Origin of the sequence: Ruegeria discodermiae (assembly GCF_030758345.1) — a bacterium.
GTDB lineage: Bacteria > Pseudomonadota > Alphaproteobacteria > Rhodobacterales > Rhodobacteraceae > Ruegeria_C.
In genome coordinates, this window is sequence record NZ_JAVAMO010000018.1 from 1 (window position 1) to 26,552 (window position 26,552).

A 26,552-nucleotide genomic window follows, 5' to 3' on the forward strand; every position below is an offset into this window, starting at 1 on the left:
CAAACCTGCCACCGCTTCTAGCTGCAAGGTGTCCTGCACCCAGTAGCCAGACATGACGACCACTTATTCTACCGAAGTCTTTCCAGTCCATCCCAAGCCACCGAGATGGGTTCCCTCAAACGTGGGTCTGAGACTCCCAACTGGCGCAAGGTAAATCCATGCTTGCCGAAATTGCAAAGTGCGCAACTTACTACAACGTTCTCCGCATCACTGAGTCCTCCGTGGCTATGCGGGATAACATGATCGAATTGCAGCCAAAGGCATTGAAGACCTGCATGTTGCTTGGCTGGATCCGAATTGATCCAAGGAACGGCCTCAGGATACAATTTGGTCAGCTTTTTCCTGATGTCGGCAGACACGATTGGAATACCGCAGTAGCGGCAGCGAAATCCATCGCGTTGCAGTACTTCCTTCCTCACTGCTGCGCGAATTCTGCGGTCTGGATCGCGCTCGGATTTTGCCACTGTATGCGTATCGCCACTTGGGTGGGCCTCGACTACGTGTTGGTCAACGTCTTCCCAAGCCGGGTTCAACCAAGACCACACGACTCGACTATCTGCATCTCTCAAGAACCTGTCCGCCAGCTCCCTGTTTTCCGAAAGATGGGCGTCAGCAGCCGATGAGAGGGCTTCCCAAGCTTCGAAAATTTCCGGGATTGGTTCCTTGATCGAAAGTCGCATGACGCAGTCCAACTCATTCCTGTGCAAAATGTAGTTCGATAGTAGAGGCAATTTGGAACTTCACAATCGATCGCGGTACGTTGATCTAGCATTTCGCATGCGGGCGATCATCGGCCCACAGTTGAACCTGACACACCAACTGATACTCAAGTTTCCAAACAGAAAACGGCCATTGGTTGGCTGCGTGGTTGTAACCAAGGCACCAAAGTCAAATTGATTAGGTACTGGAGAGAAATCCAAATGCCCGACGTCGAATGGAGCAGAGTAGCAGAACTCATTGACCAGTTGTATCATTCGACTGATGCGCTCGAACGTATTTTTCCCGGGCGGAAGTTTACGTTGGATGGTCACTTGGTTGGTAGTGTCGGAGAGGTGGTCGCTTCGTATATGTTCAACCTAACTTTAAACTCGGCTTCGACCATGGGCCACGATGCACGTGCTCAGGATGGCCGAAAAGTCGAGATAAAGCTCACTCAAGGCAAAAGCGTTGCAATCCGGTATAAGCCGGAGCACCTTTTGGTTCTTAGCCGTCCCAAAGGAAAACTCATCAGAGTTGTCTACAATGGTGAAGACTTTTCGATGCGGGCCGGGGTGTGCGGGTGCGACTTGTTGCCCGGGCGGCCCGCGTTGGAAAATCTTCACCTTAGTTGCCATTCGTCGATAATACCAGATGCTGCAGCCGCAGCCTGCATTCCTGCCGTTCTTACTTCGAGCAGCAATTTCACCCCGTTACCTCACGAAGTTTTCGGCCTCCTCAAATTCCGTACTCACTTGTGAGGGAGAAAAGTGTTTTCGGTTCATCGAGTTCGCCACATAGTGGCGCCACGTGCCTGGCGCTATCAAAATAATTGAATGACCCATCGAGAGCCATACCATGCTTTGTTATCCGCATTGCCAAGCACATCGCGTGGAAGCAATGCACTTTCAAGAAAATATAGTCTGGGAAACCGATGACCAAGGACAAAGACAGCTTTCAAGCCTACCTACATGGTTACGATTTCAAAGAGTTCGATGACATCGAGGAACACTATGGTCTGACAGAAGAAATCGAGCCAAGTGATTGGACCAAAGAGTTTGAGAAACAGTGCGATTTATTTCATCTCGTCCTGACTTTGCGCGACCCATACAGTGTATTAGCCCGTTCAGCGTCGCAAAGCTTGGTTGAAAATACTGGTTCAAAAACAGGAGTGCCCGTTGTTCAGCTACCCACCGTAGAGTTGTTGCAAGCCTCGTTGCTTATGAACGATCCTACCCGGACTAGAGTTGCACCATCTCCCGGAACTTTCGTGAGGCTTTGGAAGAACGGCGACCGAATGCTCCGTGCATTTGTCAAGAAACAAACTGCTGGCAGCGCCGGGGATGAGGATGTTTTTCGAGAGCTTGCCCATAGGTCCAAAGTGCAAACGCTGCACTACCGGTTCAATTTTGATCGAGCAGCATGTTTGCTTATGGTCAGTAAGATTGCTTCGATATTTGACGAAAAGACAAAAAATGCCCACCGACTAAAGGTGAAGTACGGAGCACTGGTGCAGCTATTGGACCAGTGTGGCGAAAGGTTGTCTGAGCATTACCAACATGTTGACGATATCCAAAAGGCGAAATCTAAGGAGCAAGTTGAAAATTCCATAGCATTCTTCATTGATAAGTGCTCGCTCGCAGACCACCTCTGGGCGAAACTGGATAAGACAAATATCAGTTTCGAAATCTATCAGTACTTAGCTTTTCAACTCGCTGAAATAGCGCACGAGTGGATTTACACCTTTAAGCAAGAAGACCTCAGTGAAGAAGAACGAGAGATGCTTTCTGTGCTCTCTTTGAAGCCCGGGGAGCTTTCAGAGTGTAAATTTGAATACATGTTTATGAACAACCCGACATGGTCAAAGCCCTTCGTTGAGACGCCCTGTGGAAACTATTTCACAGCTATACCGCAAGCGGCTATCGCGTTCCCTTTTAGTATCATCCAATCGCTGCTCCCGGATGACAAAGTAACGCAAGAGTTGTTCTCAGCATCACGCTCAGAAGCGCTGGAAGAGATAGTCTTCGAAACTATCAAAGAGGCTATGCCGTCGGCGGATGTGTACAGTAGCGTCCTTTGGAAGGACCCAGACAGTGGCGTGACTTTCGAGAACGATGTCATCGCAATTCTGGGCAATCAGCTTTTTGTATTTGAAGCGAAGTCAGGAAAGATCGCGGAGGCAGCGAAGAGAGGTGCGAAGAAGAGCCTCAAATTATCACTCGACACGCTGTTCGTAGAACCGGCCCGACAGTCTGAGAGACTACAACGTTATCTTAACAGAAACCCTAAGAATGCGCACTTAGTCGAGAAGAAAACAGGCAAAGAAGTACGAGTTGATTTGAGTAAACCCAAGGCAGTTTATCGTTTTGGAATCACAATGGAGAGTTTGGCTTCCTTGACCGCAGGTCGCCGCTATTTCGAGGGTATCGGACTGATCGACGCGGCGACACCATGGGCACCATCACTATCGATAGGCGAACTTCGGATGCTTTCTAAGTATCTAGATAGCGAGGTTTCTTTTGGGCACTATCTAAGCAGGCGTTACTCGATTGAGGAACTCATTAGTTTCATTGGAGATGAGCAAGACCTTTTATCGATGTACCTCACCAACGGTTTCTGCGTCCTAGGTGATGATACCAAAGAAAAAGCGCTAATGTTCCTTGATTCGGACGCGATGGTACGTACCAACAAGGTTCCCAGACAAGACAGATCGAATGTAGACATTGCGGGAGTTCATCTTCCACCAAGATGGAAGCGTATTGCGGAAGAGGTTTATGCAGGGCACCCTAGCATCGATAGGCACAAGTTCGACATATTGTTCACGCTAATGAACCAGCCGCCGCCTTCGTCAATCTATCTCCAGAAGAGAGTGTCTAGATGGAGATCAGGCGCCGGTGGTAAACAGAAAACGGGAGAGCATTCAAAGTATGTAATCGGCAAGAGGCAGTATATTGTGTTGCTAAACCTGATTTCGGAAAATGAGTTCCACGATCCAGAAAGCCTAACGCACCACTGCCGTGCTATGGCACTCCATGTGTGCGAAGATTTTCATGGAACATCTGATTGCCTAGTACTTACCTTTGCCAAACGATCGAGGTCACAAAACTATGATGGCGTCTCCTTTTTTAGGCTTTTGCCGCCAAGTAGCTCGATCCGTGGCCCCATCATCTAAACCTTGTGCTCAAGCCAGTTTGCTTGCTGTTTTCCCAAGTCTATTCACAGCTTGGCTGATCAGCTTGAGGGGGACGAAAATGCTGTTCCGACAGGATTGTTAGGATTGCCAATCGTTCCCATTCCTGAAGAGGTACATTGAAATCTTGCGAACAGCAGCGGGTACATACAAATGGGCTCGGGGTCACCTTTGCGTCTCTGCAGCGGGAAATTGAGTGAGGTGTTCTAAATGTCGGCACTGCCCCCACCCCCATCGCTAGCTCGCAACTGCAGCGCACGCCTGCTTTCGCCCCCGAGGTGTAGTTGATCAGTGTCTACTTTGGGGTTGCCGACCCGCCGGATGCGCCTGCAGCACCGAATTGGTACGGCAATGAAAGGTCAGGGCTCAACTCTATCTGACTTGCATCCCAGATGCATGAAACAATTGAAGCATTCTGCCGACTTCAGTGGCTGCCAGCGTTGTGGATAGTGAGCCCTGTATATCAAGAATCATATCCTCAAACGTCAGTATACGTATGGGGTTGCCCCCCAGCGCATTCTTGAACGGAAGATAAGACTCCCAAGTCGCCCTGTCCCCGCGAACTTTCGTTACAGCGGTTATATACGTAAAGTTCCTGGTACCAGTTACGTCTTCAATCGCCTGTATGAATGCTTCAGACCACTTGGGAACGGTAAGTTCTCGGAAACTCTGCCACGCCATTCGACCGCTGACTTTTTTACCCTTTTCAATCGCGTCAATCTTAGAGGCGGGGTGAAAACCGCTTTGCCAACTCTTGCAACTCACAGCGAGAACTTTTTCAGCACCTTTAAGCTTTGGGTGGTAGCCAACAACATCAATATCACTGTGATTGGAGTCTTTTTTTGCTATGAAATCCGGATGGTCTTTTCGCGGTAAAAACTTGATATTGTGCTGAACAAAATAACCGCGATGGATTAGGAATTCTTCAACAATCTGTTCAAGAATATCTTCTTTTGTGGCCATGTGATTTGTCCCAAAGCTTTGTCGCGTAGCAAACGCATTGCACGAGCGCATTGAATAGCAGTTCGGGTATAGAGCTTCCACCACGATGTCCGTTCATAACTATTCACCATGCCATTGTGTAAGTCCGGTTAGCAGCGGGGCCCGACGAATGCAGACGCAGCGCCCAAATCATGGTGGAACGGCAGCTCAGGGGCTCATTGGGTCAAATTCTAGCAGTGTTTGAGGCTCCGCTTTTTGGAACAGACTTTGACTTTGTAAAGGTCACTATCTGCGCATCACCGCCATTGACTGTGACAGTCGCGAACGATGGCTCCATCAGGTGATCATTGTTGTTGTCAGAATAGCCTATATCTTGCTCGAACCTTGTTCAGCCGATCTTCAATCGGCGAGGCATGCTCCCTCGCAATCCGCGCCAGCGCTTCAACGTGGCGTTCCATGAAATCATCAAACTGTTCGGCAGACACGTCGGATATCGCCGCTCGCGTAACGAACAGCCCGGCGAGTTGCGCGTCGAGTTCTCGCATCTTGGCGGCGCGGTTGGCTTGGATAACATCGCAGGGCAGAACACCCGCGCAGTTTTGCATTAGATCATTGCCAATCACGGCCTCGAACTGTTGCCAAAGCTCGTGGGTAGGCCAGCGGGCGCGGTTGCTGTCTTTGATTGGCATGCAGTAACGGATACGTCTCAGCGCGTCTGTGAAGGCGTCTCCTATGGTGTCATGCACATCCTGCCAGCTGCGCATCTCGAACTTGTTGCGGAGTTGCTTGGAGCCTAGGGTTCGTGACCTCAACGAAGGTTACAAGATGTGCCGAAATGTCAGGAAACGACACGGAACTTCCGGGTATGGATTTCCGGAACACTCAATGCATTTCCGAGCATTTCCGCGTTTTTCTCTGCTGCCTGCCGAACCGGATCATCGGCGAGGTGTGCGTAACGCATCGTGGTCTGTAACTGCGTGTGTCCGAGTAAGCGGCCAACCATCTGAATGGGCATGCCGAAAGAAACCGCATTGGACGCATAGGTGTGGCGAAGGTCATGAATGCGCACATCTGATAGCCCGGCCTGTTCACGAATGCGCCGCCATGGGTGTTGTAGATCAGTGGCGTGTTTCCCCTCAAGCTTACCTTCGATCACATATGGGTTTCCCGGAGTGCGGGGCAGGGCGTCCAAAACATCACGAGCCGCCTGCGGCAGAGGAATGCGCCGCGCGCCGGTCTTGGTGTCAGGTAATTCCATGCCATGCGCGGTGATGTATTCCCATTTCAGGGTCTGGATTTCTCCCAACCGGCAGCCGGTCAGGATCAACAGGCGGAAGGCGGCAACAACAAAGGGTGTTTCCGTGCCATTGCGTTTCACTTCCGCCAAGACCTGCCCCAAGCGCTGCAATTCATGCTGGCTCAGGAACCGTTCGCGTTTCACCTCGCGGTATTTCGGCACATGGCGGCACGGGTTGGAGCCGTCAGGCCGCAGGCCCCAGATTTCCGCCAGATTGAACATCTTGGATAAGACCCCAAGTGTCCGGTTGGCCTGATAGGGTTTGTCCCGGAACTTATGGTGCAGATCGGCGATGTCTTTCCGTTCCACATCCACGGCTTTGAAGCTGCCCAAAGCCGGGTTGATAAAGAGATCGATGGCGCGGCGATACTCGCCCTGCGTAGAGGGCTTACAGCGTTCCTTGACATGGCTGTCAAAGAACCGCTCACAAAGCGCAGCAACGGTTGGCGCGCGGCGATGCTGGGCCCTCTCTTCGGCGGGGTTTTCACCCTTTGCCACGTCGCCCATGATTTCTTTTGCCAGCTTGCGTGCCTCGTCCACGGTGATCTTGCCATGCCGCCCAATTGACACCCGCCGCGTGCGCCCGCCTTTTCGATACTGCGCCTGATAGGTTCTGGCCCCCGATGGCATTACCCGCACGCCAAAACCCGCGATCTGGCTGTCCCAGACAAAGTAATCTTTTGCATCAATTGGCAGCGCCTCGACGGTGCGTTTGGTCAGTTTTGGCATAGCTCTATCCTTTCCCTTCATACGCCCCGTGGAAGCACTGTGGAAGCAACTGGAAGCAAATCATGGGGTAAGGCGTAGAAGCCAAGCGCAGTCGTCGTCAAGGAAAGATAAGCGATTCCAATAAGATAGGGTAAGTGGGCAAAATCAGGCGTAACCCGTGCGACCCCGCTTAGGCTATCTCATAACCTGAAGGTCGTAGGTTCAAATCCTACTCTCGCAACCAAAATAATCAATACAGAACAACATACTAGCGCCCCAAGGGGCGCTTCTCGCGTTTCCACCTCCAAACCCAGTGCTACAACAGTGCTACGTTTGAGGGGCTATCGCAAACGTTTTGACAAGGGAAAGCGTTAACTAGCCACCGTGTAGCACATCACCCACTCTCTGTTTCAAACCAACGCCTTGCGTCCGGTTCCTTCGGTGGCATCCACAGCCAAGTCGATGCACTTGCTAAATCAACTTTATCTGTGGCGCTAAGCTTGGCGATGTATTGTTCGTACAGGAGGTTCGAAAAATTGAACGCATCTCGATAATTATCGTAGCCACTTGAGCCACTACAAAGAGCGCATGAAGAATCAAACACTTGGTCAAAGTAGTCATGAGCGTTCGCAAAAAGAAACTTGGCGTTCGACGGTGAGGAACCGCTATGGATGATCCTATTCCGAGCTCGATAAATTCTGTTGATCTGCCATCTTACCCGTCTTTCATGTTCCGTAAGTAACCTAGATGCGGAGCTCGCTGATTGAAACTTTCGGTTCAAAGTAAAAATGCGATACCGAAGTAATTCGAAGTTGCCGAGATCCGAAAGAAGCCCAGAAAGGGATTTCTCGTTCTCTGATAGAGTGACAAGACAAAAGCCCTTTTTCACAAGGTCACTCTCTGATGGGAGTGTTGCAGTCCTCAGTGCCTTTGTCAGCAGATGCCTATTCCATCTAAGGATATCCCAAGTAAGTGATTGGAATACCTGTCTAAAATAGTTCAATGATATTATTGGAATTAACGCCGCGGACACACATGATACAATCGAAGAATTCTCACGTGAAGGAGACATGGTTTCGAGCGCGGTCCACAAATTTACAATTTGGGTTTCGACATTCTCTGACTGACTTGCTGATCCGTGAAAAGCAACAACGCGAAAAAACTTGGCTCGATCTGGGCCACCTGGCAACCGCAATACATCTGTCAACCGATCAACTTTTGTGGCGGCGTCAGATACTGTGTTGTCCAGAGTGTATTGCATTAAATTGTCTTGGAGCTTCACTTCCGACAGTTTGTCTGCACAGCATTATTGAAGCGTGAAGGCCTTTTCATCACAATAGTATTCAAGCTTGTGGTGATAGATTCCAAATATGTCATGGACACGTTGAATTTTTTGTTTCGCCTGATCTACTGCGGAAAACTTGTCGGTTGCACTGATGTTTGATGCGATCAGATAGCAATCTGCAGACTTTAGCTTTGGTACTTTCCCGACACCTTTCTTGCCTTTGAAATCCTTCGGAACCGCATTGGCGCTTTCAAGACGAAATAGTCTGAGAACACTCTCTGGCAGTGCTTCAATTGGAGTATCGTAAGTGAAAAGCACACTAAAGTTGTGATGATGTGGAAAGATCTCCCGAAAGAATGGTTTGAGCGCGGAGGTGCCGTCTACTTTCTTGGTTCTAAAAAAGGTGTTGATTACTGTTTGGCTAATTTGGCGCTGGTTAACACCATAGTTTGTTAGAGCTGTTACCATCCCGCGCGCCACAAATTCGATATCAGACTTTTGGTTTTTTCGGCAGAACCTTTCTGCAAGTTCGAAACACTTTAATGCATAGGAACGTCTAGATATCTCTCGTGCGAGCACTCGTACCTTCCGCTCAATATCTGTGAGGGAACTGCGATCGTAGTTAACATGTCTTTCTGGATCTAACCAATTTTCAATACTCCGAAATAACACCTGACACCCCATCCACGTCTTCTAAGCTCAAGTTAAGCTAGAAAGAAGGCGAACACCACTACAGGGCACACGTTGAGAGCTTGTTTGCAGCTTTCACGGTAGTCAGAAAACTCCTGCGGCGCATGACCCTTCCTGCCAGCTTTGATCAAGGACCATTCCCGTCTCGGGCTGATTACCGTTATCTATCAAGATTGAATGCAGGTGTAAGGTGCCCCGAATCGGTGTTCGACTACAGCGCTGCCGTAGGGCTACCCTACGTTCAACTTTCCTGTAATGCCCCGATCTCTCAACGCAAAATATGCGTTTAACGTCGATGTGTTACACTGGCTCAAGCCCCGGAATTTCGGTGAAGGGGGCGGAATCGAACCGCCTCTCTCCCCGGGGGAGTAGATCCCAGATCAGTTCCCTTCTAGATTAACTGTTTGATCTTCCAACGTTAATGTCAAGGTCGTTGGCTTGAGCGAGTCGCCTATATATACTGATCGGAAGTAGCTCCAAGTCTTTTTTGGGGACGAGCCGCTTTTGCCCAACGCATGAAGACGGTCATTTAGCTTCTGGTGATCTCGCGCAATGCGCCGACTAAGCGGGTCGGACCGATCTTCGAGTTTTGTCACACCTGCAGCGATGATCGAACGAAGTCGAGCAATGCCTTCATCGCTGGATTGTGCCAATTGAATGCGATGGAGCAAGTCAATAAGTCGATAGCTGACAGGTAGCTTCGATGGATTGGAGAACATGTGATTTAATGCATCTTCCAGCAGTCGCACGGCCGCACCATTGTCTTCATCAATTCGTTCCAAAGCAGCGATCTCAATCACAGTCGTAAAATCGTGCAAGCGAATTTGGCTGAAGTCTAGCTTTGATTGGTCATCTACTGGAATCAAATGTTCATCGTCCAAAACCATTCGACAGTCAGGATACCCGTCAACGAGAATTTTGGGAAAATAGATTAGCTGAGTTCCACGCTGGCCCTTGTACTGGAAGAACCTTCCACTCTGTGCAGCGATTGTTGCTTCAGAATCGGTTGGGTTGAATTCACTGGACAGTGGCTGATCAGACATCCATCTTTCAAGCAAAGGCGCCCCAAACACGGAACCCGCGAGTGCAGCTGGCACAGAGCCAATAAGACTGCGGCGCAGACGATCATGCGTTTTTGATCCGCCGCTATAGCGGGCGAGCCAAGCTATTGATAGTATGACGCAAAGCAAGAACGCAAAAACAAAGCCGATTTGGGTGAAATCTCGTTGCAGTTGTGTAAATCTGAGTAACTTTTGGGTCCGCTCGTGGTCGCCCATTAATTCCATGCCAACTAGAGTGACGTACCCTGACAGAAGAAGCCAAAATCCACCAAATAGCATTGCAAGAAGCCAGGCGAAGTACTCCGACGAGCGATTCCAACCTAGAGATAATAACAAGCGATCTTCATTGAAGTTCTGGGTCCTACCTGCCCAATTTGGCACCCAGCGAACCGGCGCAAGCCAGAAAGGCGCGCGACCGGCAAAGTCCTCTGGTGGCGGATCCTTTGGGAACTCTCGCTGCCATGCGTCGAACGCATTTGCAAGAAGTGAGAAAGCGACAACGCGTTTATGTTGTACATACAGAAACATCAGCACCAAGGTGACAAACCAGACCAAGCAGCTAAAGCTGTTGGGCACCGGGATTGAAAATCCTAATATGTCAAAACTCGTGATATTTGTGAGCCTTCGTTCGCGCTCGCCTTCGCTTGCTAGCTGTTGGCGAGCAGCGTGCTAGGCGCGTGCCTCACGATCGTCGGCATAGATAAGGATGTTCATTTTGTTTATAACAACTGGCCGACCCTTAGAATCTACCTGTTGTGCTTTTGCGAGCCGATTTTCCACCTGACGAACAACGAGAGTCTCCATTTGGCTGCCGTCAGTCACATTCAATCTTTTTAACTCAGCTACGCTGCCATCTATTGGAATAATGATACTGAGAATCAAAAGCACTAAGAATGCACTCAGTGCTCCGATTATGCTATTCACTGAGGTAATCGTACTTCGGTACAGCTCAAGGTAGTCGTCGCCAGCTTTGGTTGGATGACCAGCCGTCATTCGGTTGTTGTCCTAATTAACGAATGCGTTCAATGAATGGGTTGCTAGTGCCAATATTATCACGAAACCTGTCGCGCTCAAAACGGTTAGATGTCGTAAAGCCGTACCCCATCTTTTGGGGCACTTCCCGCAAGATGCTGCAGATCAAGTAACCGCGTTGTAGCGCCAAACCGGCAATCACCGAAGTCGCTTCTATTCACCTAGAACACCCAATTTGATCGTCAGCATCGTCAGCATCGTCAGCGCGGCGATATTCGCCCTGAGTAGAGGGCTTGCAGCGTTCCTTGGCATGGTTGTCAAAGAACCGCTCACACAGCACGGCAACGGTTGGCGCGCGTCGGTGCTGGGTGATCTCTTCGGCAGGGTTTTCGCCCTTTGCCACGTCGTCCATGATTTCTTTTGCCAGCTTGCGCGCCTCATCAACGGTGATCTTGCCATGCCGCCCAATCGAGACACGCCGCGTGTGCCCGCCTTTGCGATACTGCGCCTGACAGGTCTTGGCCCCCGATGGCTTCACCAGCCCGTCATCGTGACCGATCTGGAAAACTCCAGCTTCCGACGGTCCAAAGTTGGGGAGCAGTGCAAACGCTTACGGACTCTACACAAAATGGAGGAGATTCAGCGGCTCAGCTTACTACTACGACCTCACTTTCTTGGGGCAGAATGGGGCCGTAAGAAAATTGTAAGCAGCGGCGGTATAGGGGTGTGGATGCGACTGCTTGATCCTCTATGATCATGAGATCGGCCTCGAACGCCGGCGCGGAAATTTGCAGCCACATCTTCTTGCGGCAGCTTGGCCCGTTGGGCGAACGTCGGAATGAGGGCTCATCAACCATCGTGAGGATGCACTGCGATTTCAATGAGTGATTTTGAAACCCTGAAAACCAAGATGCGTGCCTGCGCTCTTTGTACGGATCTGCCGCTTGGACCCAACCCGCTATTTCAGTTGAGCGATAAGGCGAGGATCCTGATTGTTGGGCAGGCGCCCGGTCGTATCACACATTCCAAGGGGCGTCCGTTCGATGATCCGTCAGGTGATCGGCTCCGCAATTGGTTGGCGATCGACAAGGACAGGTTTTATTCGGACCCCAAGGTAGGTATATTCCCGATGGGTTTATGTTTCCCCGGCGGAGGGGCAGGCGGTGACAAGCCGCCCCGTAAGATTTGCGCGACGACCTGGCGCGCTCCGGTACTCAGCGCACTGCAGGATGTACGACTCACCTTGATCCTGGGCGCATATGCGATTGCATGGCATGCGCCATCGCTTAGAGGACTGTCCGTAGCAGACGCGGTACGGCGGTCAGGTGAGCGCGATGACGGGAATTTCATCCTCCCGCACCCGAGCCCGCGAAACAACCGTTGGCTCAAAAACAACCCTTGGTTTGAGGCAGACATTGTGCCGCGCATACAGCGAAGTGTGTATTCCTTATTGAGCAGCTAGGTGGAACAGATGGCCAGCTTCTGCGGGTTGGTGATCAAATACGGGGCGTGATGAATGACTGAGCAAACAGTGCTGGATGCCGCCCATGCGGCGATGGAGCAGGAGGGCGCGGATGAGGGCGCCCGATTGCGGTTTTTCGAAAGGCTGGCCGATAGCGAACTGTTCCTGCTGCTGACGCAGGAGGCGCAGGGCGATGAGATTTCGCCAGAGCTGTTTGACGTGGCGGATGGCCGTTTCGTGCTGGTGTTCGACCGCGAAGAGCGGCTGGCCCGTTTTGCCGGGCGGCCTGCGCCTTACGCGGCGCTGTCGGGCCGGGTGCTGGCCGGGATGCTGGCCGGGCAGGGGGTCGGGCTTGGCCTCAATCTGGATGTGGCGCCCTCGGCCCAGCTGATACCGGGCGAAGCGGTGGACTGGCTGCTGGACATGCTGGCTCAGCAGCCCGACCAGGTCGAGGGCCATATAGCCGAGTTGCACCCGCCTGCGGGCCTGCCGGAACGCCTGTTGACGGCGCTCGACGCGAAACTGGTAACGGTCGCAGGTCTGGCGCAGGCGGCCTATCTGGTTGGGGTGACCTACCAGGGCGGGGGGCGCGGTCATCTTCTTGCTTTCTTGGATGCCCCTGAGGGCGCGCGCGATGCGCTGGCCAAAGCGGCCTCGGAGGCGCTGACCTTTTCCGGTATCGAGGCCGGTTCAATGGATGTGGGGTTCTTTGCCGCCAGCGACCCCATGGCGGCAAAGCTGGCGCGACACGGGTTGCGCTTTGATCTGCCGCAGCCTGAGCCGCTGGCAACACCACCCGCAACGCCCGGCATGGACCCGGAAAAACCGCCAGTGCTCAAGTAGGAACTACGACCGTTTTGTAGGCGCGACCCGTTAGGGCCGCGCCGCAGGGCCGGTCACTCTGCCGCCGGTTCCAGCTTGTCCTGGGTGCGATGTTCGAAATCGCTGGCGTCGTGGCGCTCGTGCAACTGGGTATGGGGTTCGCCAAAGGCTCGGTTGACCATGCGGCCGCGCTGGACCGCCGGGCGCGCGTCGATCTTCTTGGCCCAGCGCATCACGTTTTCATAGCTGGTCACGTCCAGAAACTCTGCCGCGTCATAGAGCCGACCGAGGACCAACTGCCCATACCACGGCCAGATCGCCATATCAGCAATGGTGTATTCATCGCCCGCGATATACTCTTTCTCGGCCAATTCACGCTCCAGCACGTCAAGCTGGCGCTTGGTTTCCATTGCGAAGCGGTTGATCGGATATTCCCATTTCTCGGGCGCATAGGCGTAGAAGTGGCCAAAGCCGCCGCCCAGATAGGGTGCGCTGCCCATCTGCCAGAACACCCAGTTCATCACTTCGGTGCGCGCCGGGCCCTCTTTGGGCAGAAACTCACCGAACTTCTCGGCCAGATGAAACAGGATCGAGGCGCTCTCGAATACCCGCAGCTCGCCATCGCCTGAACGGTCCAGAAGGGCGGGGATTTTTGAATTGGGATTGGCTCCGACAAAGCCGCTGCTGAACTGGTCCCCTTCGCCGATATTGATCAGCCAGGCATTATATTCAGCGCCGGAATGTCCAAGGGCCAGCAACTCTTCCAGCATGACCGTGACCTTGACGCCATTGGGGGTTGCCAGCGAGTATAGCTGTATCGGGTGATCTCCGGTCGGCAGGTCCTTGTCATGGGTCGGGCCGGCGATGGGCCGGTTGATAGAGGCAAAGCGCCCGCCGCTTTCGGCGTCCCAGGTCCAGACTGTGGGCGGGGTGTAGGTCGATTGATCGGTCATCAGCAGGTCATCCATATCTTGCAGGGCAGCACAGGCCCGCGACCCGCAGCTAATACCGTCGCGGCCAAAGTCCAACCCCACCATGCGTATTTCGGTCCCAATTTGAAACATTTCGGCAGGCTGGGCTCACGAAATCTCCTGCCATGTCACAGCGCCGCGAGGGGGGCTTCGCAAGTGCTGCAAAGCTCCTATTGTCAGTGTCACGCTGGTAACGCGCCGGCATCTTGTTGCAACAACCCCACAGAGGACCCGATCTATGAAACGTTTTGCCTTTGCTCTTGTGACTGCCGCGACCACGGCGCTGGCGCTTCCCGCCTTTGCGGGGCCGCAATATCTTGATGATACCGGCTTTGCTGTATCGGGCTATGATGTTGTCGCTTACCGCGATCTGCCGCAGGCGGCGGTCGGCCAGTCCCAGCCCGAAGGCGTCAAGGGCAGCACCGAGTTCACCGCCGAGTACAACGGTGCCACCTTTGCCTTTGCCAACGCGGAAAACCGTGACAAATTCCAGTCCAACCCCGCCTATTATGCGCCGCAATATGACGGGCATTGCGCCTATGGCGTGTCGCGCGGTGGCAAGGTGCCGGGCAACCCGAACCTGTGGCGGATCGTCGATGACAAGCTCTATCTGAACATCACGCCAAATGTCGTCACCTTCTGGGAAGAGAACATTCCCGGCAATATCGACCTGGCGCAAGGTAACTGGCCCGGCATTGAGACAGACACAGCCTCGACCAACCCGATCCCGAATTTTGAATCTGCGGCTCCGGTCAAGTAGTCGCAACGTTACCCCCTGGTAACCAGTTTGCGCCCGGTCATTTTACCGGGCGCTTTTTGTATAGATCATCCCTCTGATGGCCCACAAAATTGCTCGCCCTATGCGTGCGCGCACAAAGGGTATAGCCTGACCGGCGAGCGGAGGGGGCTTTACGGATTCGCCATGAAGCCCCTTTACTGTGTTCGTCTATGTGCCAGTCGAAGGGGATCCGGCGATGAAAAGGTTAACGATCTATCAGCTGAATACCGATCCGCTTGGCAGCGCCGATGTCACGGTTCTGGACGCTTTTCAGGTCGATATCGTCGATACGGATGATTTTCTTGAAAACCCGGACGCGGACGGAAACCCACAATTGGACGTAAGCGGGATTCCCGGTTTCATCGGAGATTCAACATCGTTCCAGGTTTTTGAGACCTATAGCGGAACTGTCGGGACAGAGCCTGTAACCTTCACGCTTCTGCAATGGCAGGGTACGCAATACATGGTCCTGACCGCCGGATCGGTAGAGGTCGGGGAAACGATCACGGGCACCAACAACACCATCGTGAATGCGCCGCCAGCGGAATATGACACGCTGCCGGACTTTGTGTGTTTTGTTGCGGGGTCTCTGATCCTGACCCCGGACGGTGCGCGCCGGATCGAAACACTGAAACCCGGGGATGAGGTCATCACGGCAGATGGCTCCGCCAAGCGGGTCCGCTGGGTGGGCAGGCGGCGCTTGTCGGCGCATGAGTTGCGCAACAATGCGCATCTCACGCCCGTGCGAATCAAGGCGGGTGCGTTTGGGCCGGGTCGCCCGGCGCGCGATCTGCAGGTGTCACCGCAACACCGCTTGCTGGTCACCGCCGCCGAGCTTGAGGTCTGTTTCGGAGATGCGGTCATGCTGGCCCCGGCCAAGGCGTTGATAGATGGCGCGCGGATCTGTCAGGAGCCGATTGAGGCCGGTGTGGAATATGTCCACCTGCTTTTTGATCAGCATGAGCTGGTACAGGTTGAAGGGATCTGGTCGGAATCCCTCTATCCCGGAGATTGCACGGTGGAGGCGATGCCGGAACGCTCGTTGCGTGAGCTGGATGCGCTGTTTCCCGATCTCAAAGCAGGCGCCGGATCTGTGGCCTTTCCGGTCCTGAAACCGTTCGAGGCCAATATCTTCAAAGAAAAGCTGCAGCTTTGCGCGCCCCGGCTCCCGTGAGCGCTAAGCCCGATTGCGGAAATCAAAGACCCCGCGTTGGGCTGGCGCGGGGTCTTTGCACTGTTGGTGATCGGCTGAGCGCGCCTTAGCGGCGACGGTCGCGGCGGGCGCTCATCGGCTGGAATGCGACGCCCACATGCGCCTCGCAATAGGGTTTACCCTGCTGCACGGGCAGGCCGCAGAACCAGAAATCCTCGGTCGCGGGATCGCCCACAGGCCATTTGCAGGTACGCTCGGTCAGTTCCATCAGACTGATCTTCTTGGCCTTTTTCTCGACCTCGTTGACCTTGGCCAGCGCCTCGGGGCTGATTTCATTGGCCGAGGGCTGTGGTGGCAGCGGCTGCCCGGCCGGAATGATCTGTTTGCGCGGCGGCAGCGGCTTGACCTCGGTGGCGGCCGCCGGTTCGGGGGCCGGGCGCGCCGGTTCGGTCTTGGGCGCGGGCTTCGGCTTGGCCTCGGCCTTGGGGGCGGGCTTTTCCTTTGGCTCGGCCTTGGCGGGGGCGGCCCCGCCGGTACGGTTCGACAGGCCCAGACGATGCACCTTGCCGATCACGGCATTGCGCGTCACACCACCCAGTTCCTTGGCGATCTGACTGGCCGACTGACCCTCGCCCCACATTTTCTTGAGCAGTTCCACACGCTCGTCTGTCCAGGACATGGCTTGCCTTTCAAAGCGGGAAAGCGGCCCCTGACGGCGCCGCCTTCGAAATATTACCTGACGCCCTATTCTAATCACTGCCGCCTGAGTTACAAGGCAGATCGGCATCAGATTCGGAGCCAGACCATGCACGACCCTTCAGCATTGGGAGAACGCCGCTTCGGGCGGGTAAACTGGCTGGGCCTTTATACCCTGGCGCAGCGCGAAACGCGTCGCTTTCTGTCGGTCTGGACACAGACCATTCTTGCACCGCTGGTAACGGCGGGCCTGTTCATTCTGATCTTTTCGATTGCCATCGGGCCGGGGCGGCCCGACGTGATGGGCGTGCCCTTCCTGACCTTTCTGGCGCCCGGTATTCTGACCATGACGGTGATCCAGAACGCTTTTGCCAACACGTCATCTTCGGTGATGATCGCGAAGGTGCAGGGCAATATCGTCGATACGCTGATGCCGCCGCTTTCTGCGGTCGAGATCTTGCTGGGCTATCTGGCAGGTGGCGTGGCCCGGGGCGTGCTGGTGGCGCTGGCCATCACCTGCGGCATGGCGCTGGTGCTTGGGGTGGTGCCGCATCACCCGGTGCTGGCGCTGGTCTTCATCGCGCTGGGGTCGGTGTTCATGGGGGCGCTGGGGTTGGTGGCCGCGATCTTTGCAACCAAGTTCGACCAGATGGCCGCGATCACCAATTTCATCGTCACACCCTTGGCGTTTCTGTCGGGCACCTTCTATTCGGTGCAGGCGCTGCCGCCGGTGCTGAACGTGATCACCCATATCAACCCGGTCTTCTACCTGATCGATGGCGTGCGGTTCAGCGTGATCGGCGTGTCTGACAGCTCGCCTGTTTTGGGCTTCACGATCTGTTTTCTGGCAACGCTGGCAGTCTGCGCCCTTGTCTGGCGGATGCTGCAAAGCGGGTACCGCCTAAAGGTGTGAGCGCGATCAGGCCCGCGCCAGCCGCGCCTCGCGCAGGGCCAGCAGCAGCGCGCCTGCGATGATGACCGCCGCGCCGGTCAGGCTGATGGTATCGGGGATCACTCCGAATACCGCGAAATCCATCAGCGCGACAAAGACCAGCGTGGCGTAGCTGAAGGGTGCCACAAAAGAGGCATCCGCCCGCGCCATCCCGTTCACGAAGCAGAACTGCGCGCAGGCCATCAACCCGCCCAGGCTGGCAAGGGCTATCCATTGCGCACCGTTGGGCATCTGCCAGACCGGCAGCACGGCAAGTGTCGCGATGGTTAATCCGATGCTGTTATTGACCAGCAGCACCTGAATGGGGCGTTCGCGCCCTGAAAGCTGCTTGATCAGAATCAATTCCAGCCCGATCACCGCCGCTGCCGCGAGGGCAAGCAAGGCGGCGGGGTCGAAACTGGCAGCTGTCGGACGCAGTAGGATCAGCGCGCCCATGAGCGCGATGCCAGCGGCCATCCAGCGGATCGGGCCGACCCGCTCGTGCAGCAGGGGAATGGCCAGCAACATGGCGAAGACCGGGTTCAGAAATGAGATCGCCGTTGCGTCGGTGACCGGAATATAGGCCACCGCCGCAAAAGTCAGCGTGATACCGACCCAGCCGCAGCTTGTCCGGCCCAGATGCAGCCGCCAATGCACCCGGCCCAGCTTTGGTCGGGTGGCCAATACGACGGTGAGGATCAGCAGGAAGGCAAACAGAAACCGCCCATGGCTGACCTGCATCGGATGCAGCGCCGGGCCAAGTGCCTCCGTTCCCAGCGCCTTGGCCAGCAGGGTGGTCCCGGCCAGAAAGACCGAGGCCGCAACAATCAGCATTGCAGCGAGGGTCGGGTTTTGAGAGGGTGCGCGCTCCATGCGCAAGCGGTGCGGCAAGCCGTGCGCCGACGCAAGCGGAAAGTGATCTCAGGGCTCGGTTGGGGGTGTCGCCAGCACCTGTTTGGCGCGGCGCAGGCTGTCGAGAAACCGCTCGGACCGCCTGATCCGGTCTGTCACTTCGTCGATCCGCGCCTGCAGGAACGCCTCGCCATCAAAATCCTCGCTATCGGCGGCTTCAAGCTGTGACAGGAACAGGATCAGGTCGGCAATACTCATGCCAGCGGCCTGCGCATCGGCGATCTGCTCAAGCTGGATCAGTGTATCTTCGGGATAGTCGCGATAGTTGTTCGTGGCTGCCGCACCCGCGTGCGAGTGGATCAGCCCCTGCTTTTCGTAGAAGCGCAACGTATCGCGGCTGAGCCCGCTGCGTTTGGACAGCTCACCGATCCGCATCGCAAAACCATTGACTTAACTCCATGGTTTTGATCCTATGAAAACGGCCCGCCAAGGGCAAGTGAGGATGAGGGACGCCATGTCAGGTCGATGCCAAAGCTGCGGAATGCCATTATCGAAAGATCCGGAAGGTGGCGGCAGTGAGGCCGATGGCAGCCGAAGCAGCACCTATTGCTCAATCTGCTATGCCGGGGGCGCATTCCGCCATCCTGATGCTTCGCTGAGTGAGTTTCAGGCCCATTGCGTCGATGCGCTCGCCGCCAAGGGCATGCCGCGCATCCTGGCCTGGGCTTTCACTCGTGGCATGGGCAAGCTGGACCGCTGGCGCGAGGCCTGAGCCAGTTTGCGCACCCCGACATTGCGAAAGGGGTTTTCAAGATCGGCATCCTCCGTTATGCACCGCTCTCATGTTCAAACGCACACATACCCGCCTGCAGCGACGCCGACGCCTGAGCGCGTAATTCGGCCCGTTTGAACCTGTGCCCTGTTTGGCGCACCCTACCCATCAAATCAGTTGACGAACCCGGCCCCGGTGTATCACTCATGTGTTTCATTTGGGCCCAACCCAGCGAAAGAGGATGATCCGATGATCCCGTCCGTTCTGCCGACCTATAACCGCGCGCCGCTCGAATTCGTGAAGGGCGAAGGCGCCTGGCTGACCGAGGCGGATGGCCGACGTTTCCTCGATCTGGGCGCCGGGATCGCCGTGAACGCGCTGGGCCATGCCCATCCGGCACTGGTGCAGGCGCTCACCGATCAGGCAAAGAACCTGTGGCATGTCTCCAATCTCTACCAGATACCGCAACAGCAGGCGCTGGCGGACAAGCTGGTGGAACATACCTTTGCTGACACAGTGTTTTTCACCAACTCCGGCACGGAAGCCTGTGAACTGGCAGTAAAAATGGCGCGCAAGCATTTCCATGACAAAGGTCAGCCTGAAAAGGTCGAGATCATCACCTTCGACGGGTCCTTCCATGGCCGCTCCTCGGCAGGTATCGCCGCTGCAGGGTCTGAGAAGATGACCAAGGGCTTCGGCCCGCTACTGCCCGGTTTCGTGCATCTGACTTTCGGGGATTTGGACGGTGTAACTAATGCCATCAGCGATGCCACCGCTGCGATCCTGATTGAACCGGTGCAGGGCGAGGGCGGCATTCGCCCGGTGCCTGACGCGGAGCTGAAAGCCCTGCGCCGGATTTGTGACGAGAACGACCTGCTGCTGATCCTGGATGAGGTGCAATGCGGGGTCGGTCGGACCGGCAAGCTGTTCGCCCATGAATGGGCGGGCATCACGCCTGACATCATGATGGTCGCCAAGGGCATCGGCGGCGGCTTCCCGCTGGGGGCGGTGCTGGCCACGGAGGAGGCGGCCAGCGGCATGACCGCAGGCACCCATGGCTCGACCTATGGCGGCAATCCGCTAGGCTGCGCCGTGGGCTGCACCGTGATCGATCATGTGGCCGACCCGAATTTCCTTGCCGAGGTGAACCGCAAAGCGGGGCTGTTGCGCCAGAAACTGGAGGGGTTGGTCGCCGACCACCCCGAAATCTTTGAAGAGGTGCGCGGCGCTGGCCTCATGCTGGGTATCAAATGCAAGGCGACCAATATCGACGTGGTGAACGCGGGCTATGACAATCAGGTCATCACCGTCCCTGCCGCCGACAACGTGATCCGACTGCTGCCGCCGCTGACCCTGACCGAGGACGATATCGCCGAGGCGCTTACCCGTCTCGACAAGGCCGCCAGCCAGGTCGAAACCAGCCTCGCAACCGCCTGATCCATCTTCTTGCTGAAAACGTGCCGGGGTGTGGGGACTGGTCCCCAAAACCTCCGCCGCCAGCCAAAAGCGACAAAGACATGAAGCATTTTCTCGATATCCACAAAACCGACGCCTCGGACTTGCGGGCGATGATTGATCAGGCGGGCGACATGAAACAGGCCCGTCTGGGCCAGCCCAAAGCCGCGCTTGATGCGGATCAGCCGCTCAAGGACCGCATGGTTGCGCTGATCTTCGAAAAACCCTCGACCCGGACGCGGGTGTCCTTTGATGTGGGTGTGCGCCAGATGGGCGGGCAAACCATGGTGCTGTCGGGCAAGGACATGCAGTTGGGCCATGGCGAAACCATCGCCGATACCGCCCGCGTGCTGAGCCGCTACGTGGACATGATCATGATCCGCACCTTTGACGAGACCATCCTGACCGAGATGGCGGAATATGCCGATGTGCCGGTGATCAACGGGCTGACCGACCGCACCCATCCCTGCCAGATCATGGCCGATGTTCTGACATTCGAGGAACATCGCGGACCGATCAAAGGCAAGAAAGTGGTCTGGACCGGTGATGGCAACAATGTTTGCGCCTCGTTCCTGCATGCGGCGGGGCAGTTCGGGTTCGATTTCACCTTCACCGGCCCGGCGCAGTTCGACCCGGAAGAGGAATTCATGGGTTTCGCCCGCCAGAAAGGCTCGACCGTGGTGACCGAGCGTGATGCGTTCAAGGCGGTTGAGGGAGCCGATCTGGTGGTGGCCGACACCTGGGTGTCGATGCATGACGCGCAATCCGCCAAAGAGCGCCGCCACAACCTGCTGCGGCCCTATCAGGTCAATGCCGAGCTGATGGCCCATGCCAAGCCCGATGCATTGTTCATGCATTGCCTGCCCGCCCATCGCGAGGAAGAGGCGACGTCCGAGGTGATGGACGGCCCGCATTCGGTGATCTTCGATGAGGCGGAAAACCGGCTGCATGCGCAAAAGGCGATCATGCGCTGGTGTCTGGGCGTCTGAGTCGCGCGCGCGACGGTTTGATGCAGGCGCGGCTTTCCGCTTGCGCCTGCGCTGCAACGCTTCACTATCCGGGCGCAAGATGACCGCATATCTGCGCATATCCCTGGCCGTATTGGCGTCGGCGCTGCTGGCACTGACCGGTCAGGGGCTTGCCATGTCGCGGGGGGTTTCGGCCTCGGTCGGGCAGATGGTGATCTGCACCGGAACCGGGCCGGTCATGGTCCATGTCGATGAAGACGGCCAGCCCACGCGCCCTCCGCATTATTGCCCCGATTACGTGCTGTCGCTGCTGGGCGCGCTTGACGTGATCGAGATCGCGCCCGATGCGAGGCCTTCCGCTACGACCGATCAGCCGAGGCTTTCTGAAACGCAGGTGGTGCATTTCGGGGCTCGAAACACGTTGGCGCGCGCGCCCCCCATGGCTGTCTGACACCACATTCCCAGATTTCAGATTTCCAACCAAGGAGAGACGGCATGTCTTTCAAATCTCTACTCCTGTCCGTTCCGGCCTTTGTCGCCATGGCGGGTTCAGCGCTTGCAGGCGGCATCAGTGTCGAGGACGCCTATGCCCGGTCATCGGGCAAGAACGCTAAGGCCGGGGCGGCCTTTATGGTGATCGTGAATGAGACCGATCAGGATGATCGCCTGACTGGCGTTGCCGCCGATATCTCGTCGCGGACGGAACTGCATACCCATCGCGAAAGCGGCGATGGTGTGATGCAGATGATCCATGTGAAAGAGGGCTTCGAAATACCGGCAGGCGCGCGCCACGCGCTGGCGCGGGGTGGCGATCATGTCATGTTCATGGGGCTTAACCAATCGCTTGAGCATGGCGATACGGTTCCTGTCACCTTGATCTTCGAGCATGCAGGAGAGGTGCAGGTCGACATCCCTGTCGATCTGGAGCGCAAGCCTGAGCATGGCGGGATGACACACAAGTCCCATAGCGGCGGCTGAACCGGGGACGCGCGGTCTCGGGCCGCGCTGCGGCCGTCGCCCGCGCGTCGGTCCGGGGCTGTGCCCGGACCGGTCAGCGCGCCTTGGTCAGCAGACTTTCGACCCAGGCGGGGACGGTGCTGGTGGCCGGGCCGGTCAGCGCCTGATCGAACATCGAGGCGCCCTCGGAGGGGTCGAGATTGATTTCTACCGTTGCGGCACCCGCGCGCCGTGCCTCCTGCACGAAGCCTGCTGCCGGATAGACTTGGCCCGAGGTGCCGATTGCGGCGAAGAGGTCGGTGTTGTCCAGATGATCGAAAATCTCGTCCATGAAATAGGGCATCTCGCCGAACCAGACCACATCGGGCCTTCCGGCGGCGGCCCCGCAGGCAGGGCAGGGCTGGCCGGTCTGCATCTCAGGCGGAGATTGCCAGCGGTGATCGCACACCGCGCAAAGCGCGCCAGCCAGCGTGCCGTGCATGTGGATCACCCGGGCGGTGTCTGCCGCCTCGTGCAGGCCGTCTACGTTCTGGGTCACGATCACGACCTCGCCGGGCCAGTCCCGTTGTAACCTTGCCAGCGCCTCATGCGCGGCGTTTGGTCTGGCCGCCGCCGCCTGCACTCGGCGCGCGTTGTAAAAAGCATGTACGAGGTCGGGATTGCGCGCGAAGCCTTCGGGGGTCGCCACATCCTCGATCCGGTGCTGCGCCCAGAGCCCGCCTTCGTCGCGGAACGTGCCCAATCCGCTTTCTGCGGAAATGCCAGCCCCGGTGAGGATCACGATCTTTTCCATATCAGTCTTTCTGGTTTATTCCTGCGGGGCAAAGGAGCCTTGCCCATGACCCATCGTATCCTGTTTGTCTGTCTTGGAAACATCTGCCGTTCGCCCGCCGCTGAGGCGGTGTTTCGCGATCTCATGCCGGAGGCCCGGACCGATAGCGCAGGAACATCGGATTGGCATGTGGGCAAACCGCCCTTTGCACCGATGCAAACGGCGGCGCGCATGCGAGGGATCGATATGTCGGACCTGCGGGCGCGGCAGTTTTCGAGCGCGGATTTTGACCGCTTTGACCTGATCATCGGCATGGATGCAAGCAATCTTGCGGATATCGAAGCCCTGCGGCCAGCGGGAAACACACAGCCTGTGCAGTTGCTGACCGACTTCGCCCCTGACAGCGGCATGGATCACGTGCCCGACCCCTATTACACCCGTGACTTCGATCAGGCGCTCGATCTGATCGAGATGGGGGCGCAAGGCCTATATCGGCACTTGCGGGGCGACTAGTCGGCCCCTTTCCGCGCCAGCAGCAAGGTCATCCCGTAGCAATCGGGATCTTCGGGGGTGAAGGCCACCACTTGCATCCGTTCGTTGGCGAGGATGCTGCTATATTCCGATTGCGATAGGCTGGCATGATAAACCGGATCGTCACCCACCCGTCCCGCGACCTCGCCTGCCTCGGGACCGACGGTGAGCAAAAGCGCACCACGGGCGCGCAAATGCCGTGCCATGCGCGGGAGAACATCGCGCTGTTCGGCTTGTGTCAGGTGAAAAAAGCTGTTCCAGGCGATGATCCCGTCGAACCGCTCGGGCAAGGCAAGCGCCCGCATATCACCAAGCCGCCAATCTCCTTCGGGACGCCTTTGCCGCGCGATGCTGATCATGGCGTGTGAGGCATCCATGCCCACAACCCGGTGCCCCAATCCAAGGAAATAGGCCGCAATGGGATCGCCGGACCCGCAGCCGAGATCCAGAATGCGTGCGTGATTCGGAAGCAGTGAGACGAACCGGTCGAGCCAGGGTTTTTCGATCAGTGCCTGCGGGCGGGTCCGCGCGAACCAGTCGGCGTTGCGTTCATAAACCTGCTGTGTCTGGCGCGCGAGCGTGGCAAGGGGCGGGCCTTTCATACCTTGATGACCTGGAACTGATCGTTCAGCCAAGGCATCTTCGCGACTGCTGGGTCGATCACGTGGCTCTGGACCAGGCGCCGCATCATCTGCGCCACATCGCGTGGCACGGTATCGGCCCAATCCGCGCCAGCAAAAAGCGAGATGGTGCGCGCAAAAGGGGCGTTGGGCAGGGGGAAGGCCTCGATCTGATCGTGAAAGCGACCGGCACGCATGAAGCCCAGCGGCGTGGTTACCGCCCAGCCCAGGCGCCGCCCGGCCATGGCCATCAACGCCATGTGCGAGCCGATCTCGAAGCGATGTTCGAAATGCAGGTTCTGACGCGTCAGGTAGCCCTCGATCTGGTGGCAGATCAACTGCTCGTCTGTATAGCGCAGCAAGGGCAAGTCGCGCAGTTGCTCGAACACCGCTGTATTGCCCGAGATCATGCCCTTGGGCGCCACCACCATGAACGGGTCGCATACCAGCGGGTATTCTATGACGCCCTCAAGCGGTTCGCCCGGGCTGGCCGCGACCGCGATATGCAACTCCTGCGCGCGCATTGCCGCGCTGATTTCGCGGCTGGGCGCGGTGATCAGCTTGAACCGGCATTGCGTCAGGTTTTTGGCCAGCATGGTGGCAAGTCGTGGCGTCAGGTCATTGTCGAAATCGTCGATCAGCCCGATCGACAGCGTGGTCAGATGGCTGAGGTCCATCACCGTGAGTTCGCTCTGCGCCAGCCGCAACTCTCCCAGCGCTGCTTCGGCGCGCGCCAGAAATGACCGCCCTGCCGGGGTCAGGCGCATGGGGCGTTTGCCGTGATCGACCAGATCGACACCCAGCGCGGTTTCAAGGTTCCGCAGTTGTTGGCTGACGGCGGGTTGGCTCAACCCGGTGGCTTCGGCGGCCTGCGCAACCGATCCGGTTCCGGCGAGCGCCTCGAACACTTCGAGGCCGCGCAATGTTACACCTTTGGTCAGCATATCGGCCCAGCCGCAGTTTCCGGTTTTCTTAACCTCTGTGGCAGGGAGGTCAAGAAAATCATAGAAAACAGGGCGGCTCCACGCCGAGCGTATAAGTTTTGCGAAATCGGGGATGCGGCCTTAGGCTAAGCTGCGCTACATGTTACCCAGCTCAAAAGCCGCTCAGCCACAGGAATTCTGCGCCCGCGCGCCAAAGGCCTTGTAGCGCCGCCAGAGCCGTTCATCGCTGCTCCGGTCCGACATGCGTATTTCCTGCGCCTCATGCGGGTCCGAGAACCATTTAGCCACCTTGCGCCGCTCTGACGCGCTGAGCGACTGGTTGGCCACCCGCTGGATGCAATTGCACAACCGCGTATTGGCCGCAGGCCGGTCCGACGCCCGGCACGCCTTGCTGATCGCCCCCGCATCAGCAGGCAAGGGCATCATCGCGGCCAGACTGCCCGCACATAGTACAATGGTCAGAATCTTCTTCATCTCGCACCTCAAACTTCACGACGGAGTTTGCCCCCATTCGAATTAACAAAGAGTATGCCGCAAAGTGATTCGCCGATCAACGCCCTTGTCGCCGCAGGGTTTCACGTGACGACTGGTGGTGACGCCGCAACGGGCGCCCGCGCCCGTGCCAATCATCGCAAAACGACAAACCCCTGCGTCTTCGGGGCAGGTGAGGGATGAACCTCAACCAAATCAACCCGCGCCGCAGGTGGCCCCTTGTGCAAGAGCGCCACCATCTCATCGACCCGCGCCACCGTCCCGGACAGACAGGCCGCGACCGATCCATCCGCCTCATTGCGCACCCAGCCCTCCAATCCCAACCGGGTAGCTTCCTGTCGTGTCCAGCCGCGAAACCAGACGCCCTGCACGCGACCGGTGATCTTGACGGTGATGGCAGTGTTGGGGGTCATTGGCTTTGATCCATTTGACTTGGTGACAACAATAGCAGGCTACAGCTGACTGGCACCAGAAGCTCCCCAAAGTTGATGCGCCTAGCAGGCTCAACACCACTGACCGATCGTTTCGCGGTAAC

31 protein-coding genes are annotated in these 26,552 nt (G+C 56.6%); 14 read left to right on the forward strand and 17 right to left on the reverse strand.

Annotated features, from left to right (window positions below; translation table 11 throughout):
- Window positions 1-68: 68 nt before the first annotated feature.
- On the reverse strand, window positions 69-236 hold the full coding sequence (locus Q5Y75_RS28590; RefSeq protein WP_371933304.1) for a hypothetical protein: 168 nt from the start codon (window positions 234-236) through the stop codon (window positions 69-71).
- Here Q5Y75_RS28590 and Q5Y75_RS23960 point away from each other — a divergent pair.
- The 3 genes from Q5Y75_RS23960 (at window position 159) to Q5Y75_RS23970 (ending at window position 3,868) form a co-directional block, all read left to right on the forward strand.
- Window positions 159-623: a hypothetical protein gene (locus tag Q5Y75_RS23960; RefSeq protein ID WP_306202283.1), complete on the forward strand. Its 465-nt coding sequence runs from the start codon at window positions 159-161 to the stop codon at window positions 621-623. The two genes, Q5Y75_RS28590 and Q5Y75_RS23960, sit on opposite strands and share 78 nt — an antisense overlap.
- Before the next feature lie 297 nt (window positions 624-920).
- Window positions 921-1,457: a DUF6998 domain-containing protein gene (locus Q5Y75_RS23965; protein ID WP_306202285.1), complete on the forward strand. Its 537-nt coding sequence runs from the start codon at window positions 921-923 to the stop codon at window positions 1,455-1,457.
- A gap of 173 nt (window positions 1,458-1,630) precedes the next feature.
- The gene (locus tag Q5Y75_RS23970; protein WP_306202286.1) at window positions 1,631-3,868 is read left to right on the forward strand and encodes a hypothetical protein; all 2,238 of its coding nucleotides are present in this window, start codon (window positions 1,631-1,633) and stop codon (window positions 3,866-3,868) included.
- 390 nt (window positions 3,869-4,258) lie between these two features.
- On the opposite strand, the gene Q5Y75_RS23975 is transcribed toward Q5Y75_RS23970, so the two are convergent.
- The 7 genes from Q5Y75_RS23975 to Q5Y75_RS24005 form a co-directional block, all read right to left on the reverse strand.
- A complete protein-coding gene (locus Q5Y75_RS23975) occupies window positions 4,259-4,849 on the reverse strand; it encodes a hypothetical protein (RefSeq protein WP_306202287.1) in 591 nt (196 codons plus the stop codon).
- Window positions 4,850-5,184: 335 nt separating this feature from the next.
- Window positions 5,185-5,592, reverse strand: coding sequence for a hypothetical protein (locus Q5Y75_RS23980; RefSeq protein WP_306202288.1), 408 nt, complete (start codon window positions 5,590-5,592; stop codon window positions 5,185-5,187).
- A 74-nt stretch (window positions 5,593-5,666) separates the two neighbouring features.
- Window positions 5,667-6,854, reverse strand: a complete 1,188-nt coding sequence (locus Q5Y75_RS23985) for a site-specific integrase (protein WP_306202290.1) — start codon at window positions 6,852-6,854, stop codon at window positions 5,667-5,669.
- A 1,285-nt stretch (window positions 6,855-8,139) separates the two neighbouring features.
- A complete protein-coding gene (locus Q5Y75_RS23990; protein WP_306202293.1) occupies window positions 8,140-8,802 on the reverse strand; it encodes a hypothetical protein in 663 nt (220 codons plus the stop codon).
- A gap of 386 nt (window positions 8,803-9,188) precedes the next feature.
- Window positions 9,189-10,445, reverse strand: a complete 1,257-nt coding sequence (locus Q5Y75_RS23995) for a hypothetical protein (RefSeq protein ID WP_306202295.1) — start codon at window positions 10,443-10,445, stop codon at window positions 9,189-9,191.
- Between the two features lie 93 nt (window positions 10,446-10,538).
- Window positions 10,539-10,862: a hypothetical protein gene (locus Q5Y75_RS24000; protein WP_306202297.1), complete on the reverse strand. Its 324-nt coding sequence runs from the start codon at window positions 10,860-10,862 to the stop codon at window positions 10,539-10,541.
- 196 nt (window positions 10,863-11,058) lie between these two features.
- On the reverse strand, window positions 11,059-11,379 hold the full coding sequence (locus Q5Y75_RS24005) for an Arm DNA-binding domain-containing protein (protein WP_306202299.1): 321 nt from the start codon (window positions 11,377-11,379) through the stop codon (window positions 11,059-11,061).
- A 342-nt stretch (window positions 11,380-11,721) separates the two neighbouring features.
- Here Q5Y75_RS24005 and Q5Y75_RS24010 point away from each other — a divergent pair, with 342 nt between their 5' ends.
- Window positions 11,722-12,303 (forward strand): uracil-DNA glycosylase family protein, encoded by a 582-nt coding sequence (locus Q5Y75_RS24010; protein WP_306202301.1) that lies wholly within the window; start codon window positions 11,722-11,724, stop codon window positions 12,301-12,303.
- A 54-nt stretch (window positions 12,304-12,357) separates the two neighbouring features.
- Complete coding sequence (locus tag Q5Y75_RS24015) at window positions 12,358-13,146, forward strand: SseB family protein (protein ID WP_306202303.1); 789 nt, start codon at window positions 12,358-12,360, stop codon at window positions 13,144-13,146.
- A 53-nt stretch (window positions 13,147-13,199) separates the two neighbouring features.
- On the opposite strand, the gene yghU is transcribed toward Q5Y75_RS24015, so the two are convergent.
- Complete coding sequence (yghU, locus tag Q5Y75_RS24020; protein WP_306202454.1) at window positions 13,200-14,078, reverse strand: glutathione-dependent disulfide-bond oxidoreductase; 879 nt, start codon at window positions 14,076-14,078, stop codon at window positions 13,200-13,202.
- A 256-nt stretch (window positions 14,079-14,334) separates the two neighbouring features.
- Between yghU and Q5Y75_RS24025 the strand changes: the two genes are divergently transcribed.
- Both Q5Y75_RS24025 and Q5Y75_RS24030 read left to right on the forward strand, forming a co-directional pair.
- Window positions 14,335-14,856, forward strand: a complete 522-nt coding sequence (locus tag Q5Y75_RS24025; protein ID WP_306202304.1) for a YHS domain-containing (seleno)protein — start codon at window positions 14,335-14,337, stop codon at window positions 14,854-14,856.
- A 214-nt stretch (window positions 14,857-15,070) separates the two neighbouring features.
- Entirely contained in the window at window positions 15,071-16,048 is a 978-nt protein-coding gene (locus Q5Y75_RS24030) for a Hint domain-containing protein (protein WP_306202307.1), read from the forward strand.
- Between the two features lie 85 nt (window positions 16,049-16,133).
- Here Q5Y75_RS24030 and Q5Y75_RS24035 read toward each other — a convergent pair whose 3' ends face one another.
- The gene (locus tag Q5Y75_RS24035; protein ID WP_306202308.1) at window positions 16,134-16,706 is read right to left on the reverse strand and encodes a GcrA family cell cycle regulator; all 573 of its coding nucleotides are present in this window, start codon (window positions 16,704-16,706) and stop codon (window positions 16,134-16,136) included.
- 126 nt (window positions 16,707-16,832) lie between these two features.
- Between Q5Y75_RS24035 and Q5Y75_RS24040 the strand changes: the two genes are divergently transcribed.
- On the forward strand, window positions 16,833-17,636 hold the full coding sequence (locus tag Q5Y75_RS24040; RefSeq protein WP_306202310.1) for an ABC transporter permease: 804 nt from the start codon (window positions 16,833-16,835) through the stop codon (window positions 17,634-17,636).
- Window positions 17,637-17,642: 6 nt separating this feature from the next.
- On the opposite strand, the gene Q5Y75_RS24045 is transcribed toward Q5Y75_RS24040, so the two are convergent.
- Together Q5Y75_RS24045 and Q5Y75_RS24050 are read right to left on the reverse strand one after the other, a co-directional pair.
- The gene (locus Q5Y75_RS24045; RefSeq protein WP_306202312.1) at window positions 17,643-18,527 is read right to left on the reverse strand and encodes a DMT family transporter; all 885 of its coding nucleotides are present in this window, start codon (window positions 18,525-18,527) and stop codon (window positions 17,643-17,645) included.
- Window positions 18,528-18,575: 48 nt separating this feature from the next.
- Window positions 18,576-18,941, reverse strand: a complete 366-nt coding sequence (locus Q5Y75_RS24050; RefSeq protein ID WP_306202314.1) for a MerR family transcriptional regulator — start codon at window positions 18,939-18,941, stop codon at window positions 18,576-18,578.
- Window positions 18,942-19,020: 79 nt separating this feature from the next.
- Here Q5Y75_RS24050 and Q5Y75_RS24055 point away from each other — a divergent pair, with 79 nt between their 5' ends.
- From Q5Y75_RS24055 to Q5Y75_RS24075, 5 genes are all read left to right on the forward strand, one after another.
- Window positions 19,021-19,278 (forward strand): zinc ribbon domain-containing protein, encoded by a 258-nt coding sequence (locus Q5Y75_RS24055; protein ID WP_306202316.1) that lies wholly within the window; start codon window positions 19,021-19,023, stop codon window positions 19,276-19,278.
- Window positions 19,279-19,527: 249 nt separating this feature from the next.
- Window positions 19,528-20,715 (forward strand): aspartate aminotransferase family protein, encoded by a 1,188-nt coding sequence (locus Q5Y75_RS24060; RefSeq protein WP_306202319.1) that lies wholly within the window; start codon window positions 19,528-19,530, stop codon window positions 20,713-20,715.
- Between the two features lie 80 nt (window positions 20,716-20,795).
- On the forward strand, window positions 20,796-21,722 hold the full coding sequence (gene argF, locus Q5Y75_RS24065; RefSeq protein WP_306202321.1) for an ornithine carbamoyltransferase: 927 nt from the start codon (window positions 20,796-20,798) through the stop codon (window positions 21,720-21,722).
- A gap of 79 nt (window positions 21,723-21,801) precedes the next feature.
- Complete coding sequence (locus Q5Y75_RS24070) at window positions 21,802-22,152, forward strand: hypothetical protein (protein ID WP_306202323.1); 351 nt, start codon at window positions 21,802-21,804, stop codon at window positions 22,150-22,152.
- A gap of 44 nt (window positions 22,153-22,196) precedes the next feature.
- Window positions 22,197-22,679 (forward strand): copper chaperone PCu(A)C, encoded by a 483-nt coding sequence (locus tag Q5Y75_RS24075; protein ID WP_306202325.1) that lies wholly within the window; start codon window positions 22,197-22,199, stop codon window positions 22,677-22,679.
- A 73-nt stretch (window positions 22,680-22,752) separates the two neighbouring features.
- On the opposite strand, the gene Q5Y75_RS24080 is transcribed toward Q5Y75_RS24075, so the two are convergent.
- Window positions 22,753-23,451: an NAD-dependent deacylase gene (locus tag Q5Y75_RS24080; protein ID WP_306202326.1), complete on the reverse strand. Its 699-nt coding sequence runs from the start codon at window positions 23,449-23,451 to the stop codon at window positions 22,753-22,755.
- Between the two features lie 45 nt (window positions 23,452-23,496).
- Here Q5Y75_RS24080 and Q5Y75_RS24085 point away from each other — a divergent pair, with 45 nt between their 5' ends.
- Window positions 23,497-23,943, forward strand: a complete 447-nt coding sequence (locus Q5Y75_RS24085; protein ID WP_306202327.1) for a low molecular weight protein-tyrosine-phosphatase — start codon at window positions 23,497-23,499, stop codon at window positions 23,941-23,943.
- Here Q5Y75_RS24085 and Q5Y75_RS24090 read toward each other — a convergent pair.
- The 4 genes from Q5Y75_RS24090 to Q5Y75_RS24105 form a co-directional block, all read right to left on the reverse strand.
- On the reverse strand, window positions 23,940-24,563 hold the full coding sequence (locus Q5Y75_RS24090) for a class I SAM-dependent methyltransferase (protein WP_306202329.1): 624 nt from the start codon (window positions 24,561-24,563) through the stop codon (window positions 23,940-23,942). The genes Q5Y75_RS24085 and Q5Y75_RS24090 overlap by 4 nt on opposite strands.
- Window positions 24,560-25,525 (reverse strand): LysR family transcriptional regulator, encoded by a 966-nt coding sequence (locus tag Q5Y75_RS24095; RefSeq protein WP_306202330.1) that lies wholly within the window; start codon window positions 25,523-25,525, stop codon window positions 24,560-24,562. The genes Q5Y75_RS24090 and Q5Y75_RS24095 overlap by 4 nt, the downstream gene beginning before the upstream one ends.
- Window positions 25,526-25,687: 162 nt before the next feature.
- A complete protein-coding gene (locus Q5Y75_RS24100) occupies window positions 25,688-25,999 on the reverse strand; it encodes a hypothetical protein (RefSeq protein ID WP_306202331.1) in 312 nt (103 codons plus the stop codon).
- A 152-nt stretch (window positions 26,000-26,151) separates the two neighbouring features.
- Window positions 26,152-26,430: an acylphosphatase gene (locus Q5Y75_RS24105; protein ID WP_306202333.1), complete on the reverse strand. Its 279-nt coding sequence runs from the start codon at window positions 26,428-26,430 to the stop codon at window positions 26,152-26,154.
- Window positions 26,431-26,552: the final 122 nt, after the last annotated feature.